The organism is Roseivirga spongicola (assembly GCF_001592965.1).
Taxonomy (GTDB): domain Bacteria; phylum Bacteroidota; class Bacteroidia; order Cytophagales; family Cyclobacteriaceae; genus Roseivirga; species Roseivirga spongicola.
Genome location: NZ_LRPC01000001.1, coordinates 799,519 through 815,505 on the forward strand (window position 1 = coordinate 799,519; position 15,987 = coordinate 815,505).

General features: G+C 40.7%; 16 protein-coding genes and 1 tRNA gene. 8 read left to right on the forward strand and 9 right to left on the reverse strand.

Going from position 1 to position 15,987, the window contains the following annotated elements; genetic code table 11:
* Positions 1-147: 147 nt before the first annotated feature.
* The 5 genes from AWW68_RS03645 to AWW68_RS03665 all read right to left on the reverse strand — a co-directional run bounded on the left by AWW68_RS03645 (position 148) and on the right by AWW68_RS03665 (position 3,815).
* Entirely contained in the window at positions 148-615 is a 468-nt protein-coding gene (locus AWW68_RS03645; protein WP_068216695.1) for a hypothetical protein, read from the reverse strand.
* 65 nt (positions 616-680) lie between these two features.
* Positions 681-1,358 carry a head GIN domain-containing protein gene (locus tag AWW68_RS03650; RefSeq protein WP_068216697.1) on the reverse strand — a complete coding sequence of 226 codons (678 nt, stop codon included), beginning with the start codon at positions 1,356-1,358 and terminating at the stop codon, positions 681-683.
* A gap of 79 nt (positions 1,359-1,437) precedes the next feature.
* Positions 1,438-2,109, reverse strand: coding sequence for a Crp/Fnr family transcriptional regulator (locus AWW68_RS03655; protein WP_185101188.1), 672 nt, complete (start codon positions 2,107-2,109; stop codon positions 1,438-1,440).
* Positions 2,110-2,122: 13 nt separating this feature from the next.
* Entirely contained in the window at positions 2,123-2,746 is a 624-nt protein-coding gene (locus AWW68_RS03660; protein ID WP_084375561.1) for a LysE family translocator, read from the reverse strand.
* Positions 2,727-3,815 (reverse strand): ATP-grasp domain-containing protein, encoded by a 1,089-nt coding sequence (locus tag AWW68_RS03665; RefSeq protein ID WP_157717515.1) that lies wholly within the window; start codon positions 3,813-3,815, stop codon positions 2,727-2,729. Before AWW68_RS03665 ends, AWW68_RS03660 begins: the two co-directional genes overlap by 20 nt.
* A gap of 358 nt (positions 3,816-4,173) precedes the next feature.
* Here AWW68_RS03665 and AWW68_RS03670 point away from each other — a divergent pair, with 358 nt between their 5' ends.
* Positions 4,174-4,992: a hypothetical protein gene (locus tag AWW68_RS03670; RefSeq protein WP_185101190.1), complete on the forward strand. Its 819-nt coding sequence runs from the start codon at positions 4,174-4,176 to the stop codon at positions 4,990-4,992.
* Here AWW68_RS03670 and AWW68_RS03675 read toward each other — a convergent pair.
* On the reverse strand, positions 4,989-6,860 hold the full coding sequence (locus AWW68_RS03675) for a sigma-54 interaction domain-containing protein (protein WP_068216705.1): 1,872 nt from the start codon (positions 6,858-6,860) through the stop codon (positions 4,989-4,991). The genes AWW68_RS03670 and AWW68_RS03675 overlap by 4 nt on opposite strands.
* Before the next feature lie 63 nt (positions 6,861-6,923).
* On the opposite strand from AWW68_RS03675, the gene AWW68_RS03680 reads away from it, so the two are divergent.
* The 3 genes from AWW68_RS03680 (at position 6,924) to AWW68_RS03690 (ending at position 8,693) form a co-directional block, all read left to right on the forward strand.
* Entirely contained in the window at positions 6,924-7,442 is a 519-nt protein-coding gene (locus tag AWW68_RS03680) for a YHS domain-containing (seleno)protein (RefSeq protein ID WP_245660202.1), read from the forward strand.
* 64 nt (positions 7,443-7,506) lie between these two features.
* A complete protein-coding gene (locus AWW68_RS03685; protein WP_068216707.1) occupies positions 7,507-8,022 on the forward strand; it encodes a hypothetical protein in 516 nt (171 codons plus the stop codon).
* A complete protein-coding gene (locus AWW68_RS03690; RefSeq protein WP_068216709.1) occupies positions 8,010-8,693 on the forward strand; it encodes an NRDE family protein in 684 nt (227 codons plus the stop codon). Before AWW68_RS03685 ends, AWW68_RS03690 begins: the two co-directional genes overlap by 13 nt.
* On the opposite strand, the gene amaB is transcribed toward AWW68_RS03690, so the two are convergent.
* The 3 genes from amaB to AWW68_RS03705 form a co-directional block, all read right to left on the reverse strand.
* Positions 8,690-10,234, reverse strand: a complete 1,545-nt coding sequence (gene amaB / locus AWW68_RS03695; RefSeq protein ID WP_068216711.1) for an L-piperidine-6-carboxylate dehydrogenase — start codon at positions 10,232-10,234, stop codon at positions 8,690-8,692. The two genes, AWW68_RS03690 and amaB, sit on opposite strands and share 4 nt — an antisense overlap.
* A 142-nt stretch (positions 10,235-10,376) precedes the next feature.
* On the reverse strand, positions 10,377-11,825 hold the full coding sequence (locus AWW68_RS03700; protein WP_068216713.1) for a trypsin-like peptidase domain-containing protein: 1,449 nt from the start codon (positions 11,823-11,825) through the stop codon (positions 10,377-10,379).
* 156 nt (positions 11,826-11,981) lie between these two features.
* A complete protein-coding gene (locus AWW68_RS03705) occupies positions 11,982-12,401 on the reverse strand; it encodes an Hsp20/alpha crystallin family protein (protein WP_245660203.1) in 420 nt (139 codons plus the stop codon).
* A 213-nt stretch (positions 12,402-12,614) separates the two neighbouring features.
* Between AWW68_RS03705 and AWW68_RS03710 the strand changes: the two genes are divergently transcribed.
* From AWW68_RS03710 to prmA, 4 genes are all read left to right on the forward strand, one after another.
* Positions 12,615-13,874: an NRAMP family divalent metal transporter gene (locus tag AWW68_RS03710; protein ID WP_068216715.1), complete on the forward strand. Its 1,260-nt coding sequence runs from the start codon at positions 12,615-12,617 to the stop codon at positions 13,872-13,874.
* A 141-nt stretch (positions 13,875-14,015) separates the two neighbouring features.
* Positions 14,016-14,089 (forward strand) — tRNA-Asn (locus AWW68_RS03715).
* A gap of 262 nt (positions 14,090-14,351) precedes the next feature.
* Entirely contained in the window at positions 14,352-15,113 is a 762-nt protein-coding gene (gene tpiA, locus AWW68_RS03720; protein WP_068216717.1) for a triose-phosphate isomerase, read from the forward strand.
* Positions 15,113-15,943: a 50S ribosomal protein L11 methyltransferase gene (prmA, locus tag AWW68_RS03725; protein WP_068216719.1), complete on the forward strand. Its 831-nt coding sequence runs from the start codon at positions 15,113-15,115 to the stop codon at positions 15,941-15,943. Before tpiA ends, prmA begins: the two co-directional genes overlap by 1 nt.
* Positions 15,944-15,987: the final 44 nt, after the last annotated feature.

Genomic DNA, 15,987 nt, shown 5'->3' on the forward strand with positions numbered 1-15,987 from the left:
TTTTTTAAGTCGAATGCCTCATTAGCTTTGACCCTGAATTTAATGAAACAAGGTGCTGAGCAATCATCCAACTCAGTGTCTTTAAAAAATGGATGAAACCTAACTCTTTGCTTGCAAAACCCTGACCTCGAGTCGGGGTTTTTCATTTTAGTTCATGGCGCAATTATCTTTCCGGCTGGTGTCTACCAAATGGAATATCTTCCAGCCATTTTCTGTACGGTAAAGCTTGAAGGAATTGACACCGCAGTGCGAAAACACTCCGCCCAAGTAGAATTTGAAGGGAGTCCAAGCAGAAGCCAAATCTCCATCTATAGATATTGTTCCGAATTCAATTTGCTCGTCCCAAACCTTGTCATGAGGAGTGCCAACTGCGTTAAGGAAGTTTTGGAAGCTGCTGGTTTGTACAACGGCTTTGCCTTCTCTGTTTTGAGTGACTCGCTGAAAGATCACATCGTCTTTCATTACCGAATGAACCATAGAGGAATCTCCGGCTCTCATACCATCGAACATGGTGGTGATGGTTTTCTTTATTTCGGCAATATCGTCTTGAGCTTGAAGAGAGGGAGCCAATAAAAAGAGCCCGATAAGGGCTCCAAATAGTACTTTTCTATTCATATCTGAAGCGTTTAAAAACTGAAAATACTAATCTATTTTCAGTATGGCTGCTTCATAATTGCTAATTATCCTCCGCGTCTAACGCTTCCTCCTGTGTTGGTTCTAACATCCGTTCTTGGTTTGCCACTGTAGCGTACCGAACCGCCAGTACCCGCGCTAGCTCTCAATCTCTCTTCAGCATTCAACCTAATATCTGCACCGGTATTGGCCCTTGCGTAAGCATCGTTAGCTGTTAAGTCCATGGCATCAATGCTTCCTCCAGTAGAGGCAGAAACATCGACTTCTTCAGTGGTTCCTTGAATTTTAATTCTCCCTGAAGTGGTAGCTCCTAAATCAACTGACTTAGCCTCAGTTTTAAGATACACCGTTCCGGAAGTTGAAGTAGTTACCTTCAGGTCTGTCACTTTAATTTCAGACCTAAAATCTGCTTCGGCACCGGTAGAAACGTGAATTTCTTCTATTTCATCGGTGTAGGTTAGTTTTGCTCTTACTCTATTACTTCTGTGGTTGCCCCTAGAGAGTTTTACGTACAATTTATCTCCTCTCACCTCAGTAATTACATCTTCTAAATCGATGCGTGATACTTCCAGACTAATAGAGTTTTCAGAGCCTTTTTCAGCAATAAGATCTATGCCTTGTGCCACAGAAATTTCATCGAAACTCCTTAAGCTTCTAGTCTCTGTGTCTTGTGCCGAAAGTGATAATGCTGCTACTAAGCAGAAAAAAGTGAATAAGTATTTCATGGTATTGAGTTTTTATGACCTAGAAGAGAGACATGGGTTCACTTCTACAGGTTGCATCAACACCAAAGAAATCTAAAACTTAGGCTGCAAAAGCATGAATATTTGGAATGGTGATGATTTTGCGCGAATACACAATTACACCTTCCTCCTTCAATTCATTAATAAGTGTGGTAACCGTTTGCCGTGAAGAACTAATGATGTTGGCAATCTCTCCGTGGGTTAGATAGTTCTTAATTACAAGACCGGCTTCGTCTTGCTTGCCCTCTTTATTGGCCCAATCGAAAATGAAAGATTTAAGTCTGGCCTTTACGTCTTTAAAAACCAAGTTGGTGTATCTGGTCTCTAGCCCTCTCAGTTTTTCGGCCATTCTTCTGGCAAACGAAAGTGCCAAAACAGGGTGTTTCTGCATTAGAACTTCAAACTCGTCTTGATTGAAGATGCAAACAATTACTTCGCTGGAAAGTATCTCTGCAAACTCTTGAGTTTGTTTATAAGCAGCATTAGAAATTTCACCGAAATGGTCTCCTCCAAGCACAATACTTTTGATCAGTTCGTTTCCGAAACCATCAATCTCACTAATTTTTACCTTTCCGTTAATGAGGAAATATAGCTTCTTACTTGGCTCATTGTTAAAGTAAATGGCCTGACCTTTTTTCATTCGCACAAAACGGGCAATACTCGAAAGGTCATTGATTTGATCTTTGCTGAGGTCTGAAAACAAATCGAAGTTTTTCAGATACCAATATTTCATTTCCTTTTGCATACTACAGATTCATTAAAAGTTGTATCAGGGCAATAGCAATAATGATTGCACCCAATATTTGATTATAGTTTTTTGTTAATCTCATGTAAATGAACTCCCTCTTTCTAGAGGTGAATTCTGCTACGAGATACTGCAAAAGAAAGGCACCAAGTGCCGCTCCAAACACAAATGCCGACTGAACCAGCCAATGGTCTGAAGTGAGTAATTGATTCGTTTTAAGGTTTGTAATTACAAATAACCAAAACGGATATAGTTGTGGATTTAAAAGTCCGAATGTAAGCCCTAGCCATACTTCATTACCACTTTTCATGTTTAGTTTAGAATTAGTGGAAGAGCTTTTCTGAAAAATCAGAAAGGTGCCGAAAATCAGCAGTACCCCAATTGTCAAATATTTCAGAGTGTTTTGAAAGCCTTCAAACTGGTCTAGCAAATTGGCGCTGGCAAACGCCAGGCCACAGTAGAGCAATTCAGGTAGGCTACCTCCGAAACCAAATCGTATGGCAGACTTCTTATTCTTATTGAGTGCGGTATGAATGGTACCAAAGTTTACTGGCCCTAGTTGCACAGAACCTGCAAAACTAATGAGTGTTGCTAACAGCAAACTACTAAATACCATCCAAAGCATTTGGCAAACTTAGGTTAGTAGTGGGTGATTTAGTTACATTAGGCTTGCTCGAAAAATGACTTCTAATCAATCGAATCATTTCACCAGCAGGTGTAACTTTTGCTCCGAGCTTTCTGCTTTGCTGACTCACCTCAAACATCACTTTCATGGTTTTAGCCACATCTCTGTAAGCTTGAAGAAGATTGAACTTCGGATCATAGATATGGCCTGCTTCGGAAGTAACTCCGTTCAGCTCCATGATTTTTATATTCTTTCCATTCATTAAATCTTCTGGTGAGCTCACTTTTAGGTCGAATCGGCCAAAGTTGAAACCTTCAATTTTAGAGGCTATCTGATGAAACACCTCAACTGTCTGCTCATTAATTAGATGCTGTCCGCTTACAAACTTGGTTCCCAAACAGTGGTTACCAATAGGCTGAAGTAATTCGCTTTGGCCAGAAGGAAGAACCTCTTCCATTTTAACACCTAACTTTTTCTCTAAGCTTTTAATCTGGAGATGGTATCGCTCATTTTTCTGAAGGAGTTGCCTAATACTAGACTTTCCATCTCCCGTAACAGTGAGAAACTCTTTCATCACTATGGAAGAGATGCCTCTCTTTTCTGTCCCAGGAATTCGGTAGTAAAGTACGCCAAGCTCCAAGGAATAGCCGATGAATTGCTGAACCAGAAAGTCTACCGGATTAGCTTCCATGTACTTCCTTAAAGCTGCTTCATCCTCAATCTTTTCAACCTGACTACCTCTTTCCCCAACATTTGGTTTAGCAATTATGGGAAAGGTGAAACCATGAGTTTCTATTGCCTCTAGCACTTTCAACCAATCTTCTGAGGCTTTGAAGTGGAGTGTCTTCGGTAAGAACTGTGGATCGATCTTCTTAAGAATATCAATCTTAGATTCACCAAATACACCGCTGTGTTCAATGCCTGGATTAGCCGCAGTAAAGTAGGTCAAAGACCTGGCTTTCATTGCCAGGTACAGCCAATAGGGTACCATGGGCAGAAAGAAAAACCAGAATGGCCAGTACTCATAGTAGAATACTTTGACCCAAAAAAGTGGAAGCTTAGTTCTCATTAGTCAATTGAATGTAATCAATGGTTCAAGATTTACGAAGTTTCTTTGTGTACGATGTGCATCCAACAAGAAATAAGTGTCTTTCAATACAATGTCATTCTGCCGTCTGCAAAACCGTCACTTAATTGACAATTGATGTGCCAAAGCGAAAACAATGAATATAACTATCTGAAATACAGTTTTTTAATTAAAAATAAGACAACAACTATCAATTTCATTTTCCTGATATATCATGAAATACACAAATATTCGTGAATAAGAAAAGATTATTAAAATCAACCGCTTTAGCTATTTTGGTGTCATTATTGATCAAGCTTAACCGATTCAAATAAATATTCACGAAATATCAGGAAACTCAATGAAAACAATGGTCACGATGATTTGCCTGTTTTTGGCAACCATCAACTTTACACACGCACAAGAGCAAAACTCTTCAAAAGACACACAACTAGTCATCGTATATCTAGAAGACAAATCGGAGATTACAGGTGAATTGATCTCTGAGAACGAAACAGAAATCGTAATCAACAGCGTTAGTCTCGGACTACTTACTTTTCAGCAATCGGAAGTTAAAAGAGTGGTTTATTTAGATGGAAAGGGCAGAATGCCTAACCCAAACCCAACTAGATACTTTATTGGCCAATCGGCCTATACGCATGAGAAGGGCGAAGGCTATTATCAGAATATTTATGGCCTATTTAACTTAGTTAGCTACGGAATAACTGACCGCCTGAGTGTTATTGGAGGAGTAGAATTGATCTCCTTATATAGCGGGAACCCTATACTTTTTGCCAATGCCAAATATGGTATTCCCGTAGCACCAAAGCTTAATTTAGCAGCATCTGTTTCTTACCTAACGGTTGCCGGATCTCTTGCTGAACTTAGTGCTGGTACAATAAATGGCCTAGTTACTTACGGTAGCAAAGAGCATCATTTAACAGTTGGAACTGGTTATGCTTTTGCAAACGGTGAAATTGATAGTAGTGGAGTTCTCACTATTGGCGGCATTACCAGACTGAATAAAAGGGTTGCCCTCCTAACGGAAAACTACATTTTAACTTCTGGTGAAGAGGCCATAATCTCGGGAGGCTTAAGGTACATAGCCAAAAAGCTAACCATAGATTTGATGTACTTTGAGGGAGGTTTTCCTGCAATTGATATTGTACTGAAACTTTAAACAGAGCCTCTTTTAATTCCGAGCTTTTTCATTCTTGACTCCAGCGTAGTGGCTTTCATACCAAGGATTTTTGCAGCTCCTTTTTCGCCACTTACCCTCCAAGATGTTCGGTTTAAAACCTCAAGGATATATTTCTTTTCAAACTGAGCCAAAGTTTCTAATTCTACAGAGTTAGAAACTTTGGTTTTTTTAGGAATCCAATCTCCAAGCTCTAGCTTATTCTCGGGCGATAGAATTACAGCCCTTTCAATTACATTCTCTAGCTCCCTAATATTTCCAGGCCATTCATAAGCCAAAAGTGCGTTTAGCGCTCTTTTAGGAATATTGGTAATTCGCTTACCTAGCTTGCCTGCAAAGCGCTCTGTGAAGTACTTAACCAAAAGCGCTATATCTTCTTTTCGCTCGCGAAGCGGAATGCTATATACAGGGAACACATTCAATCTGTAAAACAGATCTGCTCTGAACCTGCCTTCTTCTACTTCTTCTTCAAGTCTTCTATTGGTAGCAGCAATGACTCTAACATTTACTTTTTGAGTGGTGGTGCTTCCGAGTCTTTCAAACTCACCCTCTTGCAATGCCCTCAATAGTTTTGATTGCAGCTCCAGTGGAAGCTCACCAATTTCATCCAGGAATAGTGTACCCTGATCGGCTAGTTCAAAACGGCCAATTTTACGACTGATAGCTCCTGTAAAAGCTCCTTTTTCGTGGCCGAAAAGCTCACTCTCAATCAGATTGGCTGGCAGTGCGGCACAGTTTACTTTTACTAAAGGCCTATTTCTTCTGGGTGAAATATTGTGAATCGCCCTTGCCAACAACTCCTTTCCTGTGCCAGATTCTCCCAGAATCAGAACTGTCGCATCTGTTGCTGCCACTTGCTCACAGGTAGCTAAAACCGATTTAAAACGATCGCTTTGGGTAATGATTTCCTCAAAATTATGTTCTAGCTGAATCTCTTCTTGTAAATAAGTATTCTCGGCCTCTAGTTTGTCTTTTAGGCTTTTGACCTCCTCCATTGCAGAAAGCAATTTTTCGCTAGAAATATTTCGCTCAATTTCTGCAGCAGCCCTATCAGAGAATATCTTAATGATTTCTTGCTCGCCTGGAGAGAGGTCCAATTTTTTGTTGTTGAAAAGACCAATATGACCGATTACTTCGCCCGCTCTGTTGGTAATAGGCGCACCAAAATAGCCCTCAACCCCAGCTTCTCTGGTGTATTGCTTGTCCGTTTTTTCTTTGATGAGCAACGGTTCATTGGTTCTAAGTATAATGTCGCATGGGGTTCCGGCCACATCGTACTCCACATTTTCCTTAATCTCATCTCCTTTATAAAAGGCCAGTGTTCTAAGCCTCGATTTGGTATGATCTGTACATTCCGAAACTAAAACCATGTGAACGTTTAGTGCCTCCGAAATGCGCTCTACCAAAGTGCGGAAAAAGTCAGTCCCAATTTTGGTGGCTGTAGCCTCAGTTATAGACTTTAAGAGTCGCTCTTGCCTCTGCCTTTGAGAAATATCCAGAATGAAGCTTACGTTGTACGCCTCTCCTTCGAACTCAATGTGATTAATAAAGATTTCTACCGGAAACTCCTCACCATTCTTTTTTACATGGCTAGACTCAAAGCTAAGGTTCTGAACTTCCTTAGATTTCGCCCATGTTTCTGCATAGCGCTTCTCGTCAAAATTTGGATTGATATCGAGAATAGATAGCCGTTGAAATTCCTTCAGCGAATAACCATATTGATTTATGGCAGTGTCGTTGGCAAAGTGAATCCTGCCATTTTCATCCATCCAGAAAATAGAAGCCAAGGCGCGCTCAACAGTAAACTGAGCCAATAGAGGGTGCTCCGATATGTTACTCTCGAATTTCATTTCCCGAAATTTCGTGATTAATTTAAGTAATCTGTTCTTATTTCAACCTGAATTGTCGGCCAAATGATCTTTAAGAACAACCGCGCCAAACAGTTTTCTCGTTTATCTGCCGAAACAAATACCATGAAACAAGTCGTCTTTTTACTCCTCCTACTCTCAAGCTGGCAACTTTCGGCACAAGACCCACCATACGCTAAAAAGCACTACAATTTGCAGAAAGGCGTGGCTATTCAGGGTTACGATCCTGTAAGTTATTTTAAAGCGGACTCAGCAGAAAAGGGTAAAGAATCAATAGCCTATAACCATAATGGGATTGTTTATTACTTCAGCTCGCAAGCCAACAAGCAAGCATTTATTGAAAACCCAGCTAAATATGAGCCACAATATGGGGGCTATTGTGCTTATGCCATGGCAGATGGAGACAAGGTGAAAATTGACCCGGAGACATTCAAGATTGTAGATGGCAAGCTCTATTTGTTTTACAATTTCAGGCTTACAAACACTCTCAAACTTTGGAATAAAGAAGAAACAGAACTGCTGCCTAAGGCTGAAATGGAATGGTTGAAAATTATTAAAAACTAAGCCAGAACACTATTTCCCTTTTTTAGCTCTCAAAAAGCCCTAATTTTAATCAAGACTTTTTTAAATGGAACTTCAAGAAGTATCAAAATCTATCTTAAATCAGCTTATAGACGTTTCTAAGCAACTTAAAGGCGATCAGTTTAGTGAGCGACTCAATGTGCTTTCGGGCAATACAATTGGAAAGCATGTTAGACATATTATTGAATTTTTCGACCTAATGATGCTTGGTTCGGCCTCTGGCTTTGTGAACTATGATCAGCGGAGCCATGATAAAGTGATTGAGTCGAACTCTCAGTTGGCCATAGAAAAGATGCATGCGCTAAAGCAAGAGATTGATGCCATAACAAAAGATTTTCCGATCACTCTACAGGTTAATTATGGAGCCGAGGGAGGTAAAAATCAGACTATGAACAGCTCATACTTCAGAGAGCTTCAGTATAATATTGAACATGCCATACATCATATGGCTATTATCAAAATCGCCATTGGCGCCTGTTTCACCGAAGTGGAACTTCCGGCCAACTTTGGTGTTGCCTATTCTACAGTTAGGTATCAAAAACAGCTTGCATGTGCACAGTAACTTTCTTGCCTAAGGGCGAAGAAGATTTCATTATTACTTCTAATCGTGATGAAGACCCTCAAAGGGCAACACACGAACTCACCTCTCAGAATCTAGGCGGCAGGTTGGTATATTTTCCTCAAGACCCCAAAGCTGGGGGCACTTGGTTTGCCACAGATAAAGAAAATTTCACTCTGGTTTTATTGAATGGTGGTTTTGAGAAGCATAGCCATAAACCACCATACCGTATTAGTAGAGGAATTATGCTTTTGCAATTCTTTGAAATCAATTCAGTCAAAGACTTTGTAGAGCTTTATAATTTCGATGGAATAGAACCATTCACTCTTGTTCTGATAGATCATTCAGGAAATGAAGTCAAACTGCACCAGTTGGTTTGGTCTGGCAAAGAATTGGATCATCAGCAACTCAAAAACACTCCTCATATTTGGTCATCGTCTACGCTTTATCCGCAGCCCGTTAGAGATGAAAGAAGAAGGTGGTTTAAGGAATGGCTGGTAGGGAGAGAGAGCTACTCTCAGGGCGAAATTCTTGAGTTCCACCAGTTTGGTGGTAAGGGAGATGCTTGGAACGATTTTGTAATGAATCGAGAAGGAAGGGTACAAACAGTAAGCGTCACCTCTCTAGACAAGAAAAGTGACGCTTTCCATTTTCAACATAAAAGCTTGGTTTAGCCTAGGTCGAACTTAATACCTTGAGCAAGCGGAAGCTTGTCAGTATAGTTTATGGTATTGGTTTGTCTTCTCATGTAGCCTTTCCAAGCATCTGAGCCAGACTCGCGTCCGCCACCAGTTTCTTTTTCACCACCAAATGCACCACCAATCTCTGCTCCTGAAGTACCAATGTTCACGTTGGCAATTCCACAATCTGAACCAGTGGCTGATAGGAAAGTATAGGCTTCCTGTACGTTGTTAGTCATAATGGCTGAAGAAAGACCCTGCTTCACACCATTCTGGATAGCAATGGCATTATTCACATCACCTGAGTACTTCATTAAGTACAGAATTGGTGCGAAAGTCTCTTCTTGAACAGTTGCATAGCTGTTTTCAGCTTCAACAATACAAGGTTTTACATAACAACCGCTTTCGTAGCCCTCGCCCTCAAGTACCCCTCCTTCAACAATTACTTTACCGCCTTCTTTTTGAACAGCTTCAATGGCATTCAAGTAATTATTCACAGAATCTGTATCGATAAGTGGACCTACGTGGTTTGTTTCATCTAGTGGGTTGCCAATTCTAAGTTGCTTATAGGCATTTACAATCGCGTCTTTCACTTTGTCGTAAATAGACTCGTGAATGATGATTCTTCTGGTTGAGGTACAACGCTGACCTGCAGTTCCTACAGCACCGAAAACACTTCCGATTACTGTCATTTTCAGATCGGCCTCAGGAGTGACAATGATTGCATTGTTACCACCAAGCTCAAGAATGGACTTGCCTAGTCTTGAGGCAACAGTTTGCCCAACGATTTTCCCCATTCTGATTGATCCAGTTGCTGAAATCAATGGTACACGCTCATCTTTAGTCATCATTTCACCTACGGTGTAATCACCATTGATTAGACAAGAAATACCTTCTGGCATATCGTTTTCCTTCAATGTTTCGGTGATCAAGTTCTGGCAAGCGATACCAGTAAGAGGGGTCTTCTCAGAAGGTTTCCAAACGCAAACATCGCCACAAACCCAAGCCAAAGCAGTGTTCCAGGCCCAAACAGCAACTGGGAAGTTGAAGGCTGAAATGATTCCAACTACTCCTAGCGGATGCCATTGCTCTTGCATGTGGTGTCCTGGTCTTTCAGACTTAATGGTTAGGCCATGCAGCTGACGAGAAAGACCTACTGCAAAGTCACAGATATCGATCATTTCCTGAACTTCGCCTAAGCCCTCTTGGTAAGACTTACCCATTTCAAACGAAACAAGCTTGCCTAAATCTTCTTTATGTGCTCTCAGTTTTTCTCCGAACTGACGTACAACTTCACCTCTCATTGGAGCAGTTACATCTCTCCACTGCAAGAATGCCTGCTGTGCAGTATCTATCACCTGGTCATATTCTGCACGTGTAGTTGCAGTTACAGAAGCAATGTATGCCCCAGTAACAGGCGTGTAAGATTTTAACTCTTCGCCATTTCCAGTAGACTTTGAGCCTGTTGATGTTCCATTATTTTTTTCTTGAACTCCCAGGTTCTTTAGAACCTGTTCAATACCAAAATTCTCCATTTCTGTTTCCTTAGATTAGTTCTTTGCTCAACATTACAAGTATTTTTAGAGGTCTGCAAAAAATGAGCGACTTGGTTCTGCAGACAATAAAAAAGCCTCCTTCCGATACTTCAGAAAGGAGGCTAAAATTCTTGAGTATATTTTACCAGTTTATTCTGAAATACTCCTTTTCTCCATCAGGGTATTTACCCATTACATAGAAGTCTCTCTTTTTAGCGTCAATCAACTGCTGAAATTCTTCAAGGTTCTCGATGTCCACATCGCCCACTTTAGTGATTACGAAGCCTTCAAGAATTCCTGCTTCACTCCAAGCACCTTCGCCTAACTCCAGTAGCTGCACGCCACCATCTACTCTCAGTCTACTTTTGATTCTATCATTGATGTCTATAAAAGTAGAACCTTCAATTTTGTAGCTCAACTGAATTTCTTCTGGTGAAAGATCTGCTACAAAATCATCTTTCTTTCTAAGTGTAAGATTGGTTTCCTTTTGCTTTCCATTACGCTTGAACTTAACTACAATCTGATCACCAGGCCTTTGTCTAGCCACCAACTCCTGTAGTTCACTTGTGGTTCTAACAGCTCTTTCATTGATTCCCACAATTACATCGTTCGCCTTTATTCCTGCTTTATCGGCTGCGCCTCCTGGGTTTACTTCGCGAATAAGAACCCCACTTAACTCATCGGTTGTTCTTCCATCAGCATCTGTTATAGTAACTCCTAGCAAGCCTCTCTGCACTTCGCCAAACTCAAGTAAATCGTCCATTACTTTCTTTACAAGAATAGAGGGTACCGCGAATGAGTAGCCATTAAAAGTTCCTGTATTGGTAGCAATTGCGGTGTTAATTCCGATAAGCTCACCTTCAAGGTTTACAAGTGCTCCACCGCTATTACCTCTGTTTACAACGGCATCGGTCTGAATGAAAGACTCAATACCGTAGTTTCTTTCTCTTCCACTTTGAATCAGGTTGATGTTTCTAGCTTTTGCGCTTACAATTCCTGCTGTAACGGTATTATTTAGGTCGAATGGATTTCCCACGGCAAGCACCCATTCTCCGATATCTACCTGATCTGAATCACCAAATTCAACATAAGGAAGGTTGTCGGTTTTGATTTTGATCAAAGCCAAATCAGTGTCTTCATCTACTCCAATTAGCTCCGCATCATATCTTCTATTATCGTCTAAGCGTACTTCAAGCTCATCGGCTCCGTCTACCACATGATAATTAGTGGCTACATATCCGTCTTTGGAAATGATAACGCCAGAGCCAGTAGACTGACGAGTTCTTTCGCCTCTTCCGAACCATTTCGAAAATGAACCAGACCTGTTGTAGGTAGAAGTATTTGTGATATGAACCACCGCAGGAACTGCTGCCCTAGATGCCTTGATGAAATTAATACCCTCTGGAACTATGTAGTCTTTAGTAGAGCTATCTATCTCTCCAAAAGAGGTGGTTACTGCTGAAGGATTGCCGAGGCCAATGTTTTGTCCGTTTCCGCCAGAACCAATAAGGCTCATTCCCACCAACACAATTATGCCTCCTAATAAAGAAGAGGCCAATAAACCTAGAAAAAACTGTCTTCTCGAAACCATACACTTACCGTTCTAATGTGACTTCATAACGATTCTGTAAAACCGCAAGTTTTAATTTATTCAAAATAAAGCAGTTCTTAACTCCATTTAACAATTTTCACCACGAAAAAAGGCCACCAAAACTGGTGGCCCCTAATCAACCTCAACAACACAAACCTACTTCACGGTTATCTTACTCACTAACTTCTTGGTCTCATCTTTTGGAATTACCAAGCTTAAAATTCCATTTTCATAGCTTGCCTCAATTTTGTCGCTCACAATATTATCTGGTAATTGGAAAGACTTTTTGAAAGAACCATACTCGGTCTGAATAGAGTAGAAGTTCTTCTCGCTTTTCTCTTTCTCAAACTTTCTTTCACCACTGATAGTAAGCAGACCATCATTCAAATCGATGTTGAAATCTTTTTTATTGAAACCAGGAACCGCTACTTCAATTTCGAAAGACTTCTCAGTCTCGGCTATATCGGTTCTCGGGTTAAAAGTGTTCGCACCATTCTCTAAACCTTCATTAAAGAATTTGTCGAAAAATTTGTCCATTGTGTTTGGAACAAACATGCTTGGGGTTCTTTTTATCATATTCATATCTTTTGAGCTTTTAGTTTTATCAATCATTTGCCCCAGTATATGTGAAAATCGTACCAAGCGATTTTTTCGTATTTTTTGCGCCATAATGTCTTGATTCTTGCAAATTCGGAGGATCATTCGGTCACATTGGCAGTTTTCAGCCGTCCAACTTGTTTATGAGATCATCAACACTTTCCATATTTTAGGAAGATTAATTTTTTTGAAATGTCTCTCGATAGAAAACACCTACTCAAGGCCATGGGGCCTGGAATTCTGTTTGCCAGCACCTGTATTGGCGTTTCGCACTTAGTTCAATCTACTCGAGCTGGTGCGGACTATGGATTTCAGCTCATTGTTTTTATAATTCTAGCCAACCTGTTCAAGTATCCCTTCTTTGAATTCGGAAGCAGGTATGCAGGAGCTACAAAAAAGAGCATTTTAGAGGGCTATCAGCAAGAAGGCAAGTGGGTGCTTTGGGTCTACTTTCTGTTGAGCTTAGCTTCTATGTTCACCGTTACGGCAGCAGTTACTTTTGTAACGGCTGGCATGCTCAATAACCTCATGGGTTGGTCTTTCGACCCCACCATTCTCTCTGGGTGTATTTTAGCGTTTTGTACTCTACTGCTGGCTTTTGGTAAGTATAGCTTGCTAGATGGCTTATTAAAAATTATTGGCTCAGTACTCCTTATATCTACCTTGGTGGCCTTCTTTGGGGTATTGGGGAAAGGTCAAATTCAGCCCATAGAAAGCTTCGTTCCGAAAGAACTAATGGAACGAGAAGGCATTATATTCCTTATTGCTCTTATGGGATGGATGCCCACTGCGGTTGACCTGAGTACCTGGAATAGCCTGTGGGCGGTAGAGAGGATGAAGCAAACCGGCTATCAACCTAAGTTGAAAGAAATACTTTTCGATTTCAATTTCGGATACATCATCACCGCCTTTTTGGCTTTATGCTTTCTTACGCTAGGAGCATACGTAATGTATGGGTCGGGTGTGGAGCTATCTAGTAATAGTGCCGAGTTTTCAGATCAGGTGGTAAGGCTCTACACCAGTGCTATTGGAGACTGGGCATACCTTATAATTGCCATTGCCGCATTTTCCACCATGTTTAGCACCACCATTACCGTAGTAGATGGTTTTGGACGCGCCATGGGCGAAACAGTTCGGCTTATGTTCTTCAAAAATGCTGGAGTTAAGACACTGTATACCGCAATGATGGTAATAGTTGCGGGAGTCTCTTTCATATTCATTTTGCTTTTGGCCTCTAACCTTAAGGATCTGGTAGATCTGGCTACTACTTTATCTTTTGTAATTGCTCCAGTATTCGCCTACATCAATTATAAAGTAATTATGTCCGATCAGATTAAGGACGAATACAAGCCAAAGCCATGGTTGAAAAACTTGGCTCTTGCTGGCCTAATTTTTCTTACTGTGTTCGCCATAATTTACATAATGGTCTACTTCGGAATTATTTCTGTGTGATTTTCGCTAAAATCTGCTGAAACATTTTGCATTATAAATTAGCATCTGCTAATATTGCACACCCATTCGGAAAACGATCTGAATAGAAGATAAAATTCCTCCTTTCCCGATAGCTATCGGGACAGTTGGTAAAAGAAATATTCCTCCTTAGCTCAGTTGGTTAGAGCATCTGACTGTTAATCAGAGGGTCCTTGGTTCGAGCCCAAGAGGAGGAGCAAAAAGCTGGCTAATTAGCCGGCTTTTTTTGTTTATAGGCCTATGCAAAGCTTAAATACTGTACTCCACAAATTCTAGGTTGAGTATTCTTCCATTCTTGAAGAGTAGACTTGAGTTTCACAACGAACCCATCAGAAGCAAACCCTTAACAAGAACAGAGCAGCCTTTGGAAGATGTTACCTGCAATCGTAGTCCTAATTTTCAATTCCTTCGTTGAACAAATCTTTTGAACTCTTCTATCTTTGAGGCAAAACAGAAATCATGAGAAAAAAGATAATAGCTGGTAACTGGAAAATGAACAAAACCCTTTCAGAAGGCCTTTCATTAGCCTCTGAAGTTGTAAACATGGCCAACGATGAAGCCCCATCTGATGTAACTTTGGTGCTTTGTACTCCTGCTATTCATTTATCTCAAGTTTCTGCCATTGCTAAAGACGCAAAGACTGTTTTTGTAGGTGCTCAAAATATTAGTGAGCATGAGTCTGGAGCTTACACCGGAGACCTTTCTGCCGACATGGCCAAATCAGCTGGAGCTAGCTTTGTTATTCTAGGTCACAGCGAAAGAAGAGAGTATCATTTTGAAACAAATACTCAGCTGGCAGAAAGAGTAAAACTTGCACTAGCTAAAGGTTTAACCCCAATATTCTGCTGTGGTGAAAGCCTAGAAACTCGTGAAGCCAACGAACATGTGGAGTTCGTGAATAATCAATTAAAGGAAAGTCTTTTTGACTTATCTGCAGAGCAAATGAGTCAGGTGGTAATTGCATATGAGCCAATTTGGGCCATCGGAACTGGCGTAACTGCTTCTTCAGACCAAGCGCAAGAAATGCATAAGAGCATCCGTACTTCTTTGGCCTCTAACTTTGGTGAAGATGTAGCGGAAGGAATTTCGATTCTATATGGTGGTTCTATGAAACCAGCCAATGCAGAAGAATTATTAGCACAGCCAGATGTAGATGGTGGCCTTATTGGCGGAGCCTCTCTAAAATCTCGCGATTTCATTGACATAGCTAAGTCTTACTAATGGACTTTATACAAATAAATGTACACTGCGATCCGCCATTTGCGGAAATTCTAATCGCGGAAATGGGTGAGCTAGACTTTGATACCTTTATGGAAACCGAAGTCGGGTTTGAAGCATATATTGCTGAAGAGACCTTTAATCACCCAGCTCTGCAAACGCTATTTAATCGGTATCGTCAACAAACCAGAATATGGTACGAGCTAAAGAAAGTTCCGAGAGAAAACTGGAATGAAGAGTGGGAAAAAAACTATGACCCCATAGCTGTTGGCGACCAGATCTATGTTAGGGCTACTTTTCATGAAGCAAAGCCGAATGTTCCTTATGAGATCATTATTAACCCTCAAATGTCTTTCGGCACTGGGCACCATGAAACCACTCACCAGCTTTTAGCTCTTCAGCTAGAAGTTGATCATCAAGATAAAAAGATACTAGATGTTGGTTCTGGCACTGGAATTCTAGCCATTATGGCGGCCAAGCTAGGCGCACAGTCAGTAGCAGCTACCGACATTGACGATTGGTGTATTGAAAATGCATTCGAAAACTTCGGCCTGAATAATATTGAGCCTGAATTTGTTAAGCAAGGCACTATTCACGAACTCGATTTAACAGAGCAATATGAAATTATTCTGGCGAACATTAACACCCATGTTTTGCTAGATGAAATGGCTGAATACAATAAGCTTTTAGCTGAAAATGGTCATCTTTTCTTAAGCGGTTTTTACGAAACCGACAAACCGCAGATAATAGCTTTAGCTACAGAACTTGGCTTAAAAGAGGTTAAATCTACAACAGAGAAAAACTGGGTTGCGTTACTACTAGAGAAAGTATAGCGTTTATTCAAGATTCTTGCGTTTTCTTCGTTTTTTAACATAAC

What these genes read in the sequence shown, in the direction of transcription:
- AWW68_RS03645 (WP_068216695.1), bottom strand. Translation starts at nt 615, where the DNA reads ATGAATAGAAAAGTACTATTTGGAGCCCTTATCGGGCTCTTTTTATTG.
- AWW68_RS03650 (WP_068216697.1), bottom strand. Translation starts at nt 1,358, where the DNA reads ATGAAATACTTATTCACTTTTTTCTGCTTAGTAGCAGCATTATCACTT.
- AWW68_RS03655 (WP_185101188.1), bottom strand. Translation starts at nt 2,109, where the DNA reads ATGAAATATTGGTATCTGAAAAACTTCGATTTGTTTTCAGACCTCAGC.
- AWW68_RS03660 (WP_084375561.1), bottom strand. Translation starts at nt 2,746, where the DNA reads ATGCTTTGGATGGTATTTAGTAGTTTGCTGTTAGCAACACTCATTAGT.
- AWW68_RS03665 (WP_157717515.1), bottom strand. Translation starts at nt 3,815, where the DNA reads ATGAGAACTAAGCTTCCACTTTTTTGGGTCAAAGTATTCTACTATGAG.
- AWW68_RS03670 (WP_185101190.1), top strand. Translation starts at nt 4,174, where the DNA reads ATGAAAACAATGGTCACGATGATTTGCCTGTTTTTGGCAACCATCAAC.
- AWW68_RS03675 (WP_068216705.1), bottom strand. Translation starts at nt 6,860, where the DNA reads ATGAAATTCGAGAGTAACATATCGGAGCACCCTCTATTGGCTCAGTTT.
- AWW68_RS03680 (WP_245660202.1), top strand. Translation starts at nt 6,924, where the DNA reads ATGATCTTTAAGAACAACCGCGCCAAACAGTTTTCTCGTTTATCTGCC.
- AWW68_RS03685 (WP_068216707.1), top strand. Translation starts at nt 7,507, where the DNA reads ATGGAACTTCAAGAAGTATCAAAATCTATCTTAAATCAGCTTATAGAC.
- AWW68_RS03690 (WP_068216709.1), top strand. Translation starts at nt 8,010, where the DNA reads ATGTGCACAGTAACTTTCTTGCCTAAGGGCGAAGAAGATTTCATTATT.
- amaB (WP_068216711.1), bottom strand. Translation starts at nt 10,234, where the DNA reads ATGGAGAATTTTGGTATTGAACAGGTTCTAAAGAACCTGGGAGTTCAA.
- AWW68_RS03700 (WP_068216713.1), bottom strand. Translation starts at nt 11,825, where the DNA reads ATGGTTTCGAGAAGACAGTTTTTTCTAGGTTTATTGGCCTCTTCTTTA.
- AWW68_RS03705 (WP_245660203.1), bottom strand. Translation starts at nt 12,401, where the DNA reads ATGATAAAAAGAACCCCAAGCATGTTTGTTCCAAACACAATGGACAAA.
- AWW68_RS03710 (WP_068216715.1), top strand. Translation starts at nt 12,615, where the DNA reads ATGTCTCTCGATAGAAAACACCTACTCAAGGCCATGGGGCCTGGAATT.
- tpiA (WP_068216717.1), top strand. Translation starts at nt 14,352, where the DNA reads ATGAGAAAAAAGATAATAGCTGGTAACTGGAAAATGAACAAAACCCTT.
- prmA (WP_068216719.1), top strand. Translation starts at nt 15,113, where the DNA reads ATGGACTTTATACAAATAAATGTACACTGCGATCCGCCATTTGCGGAA.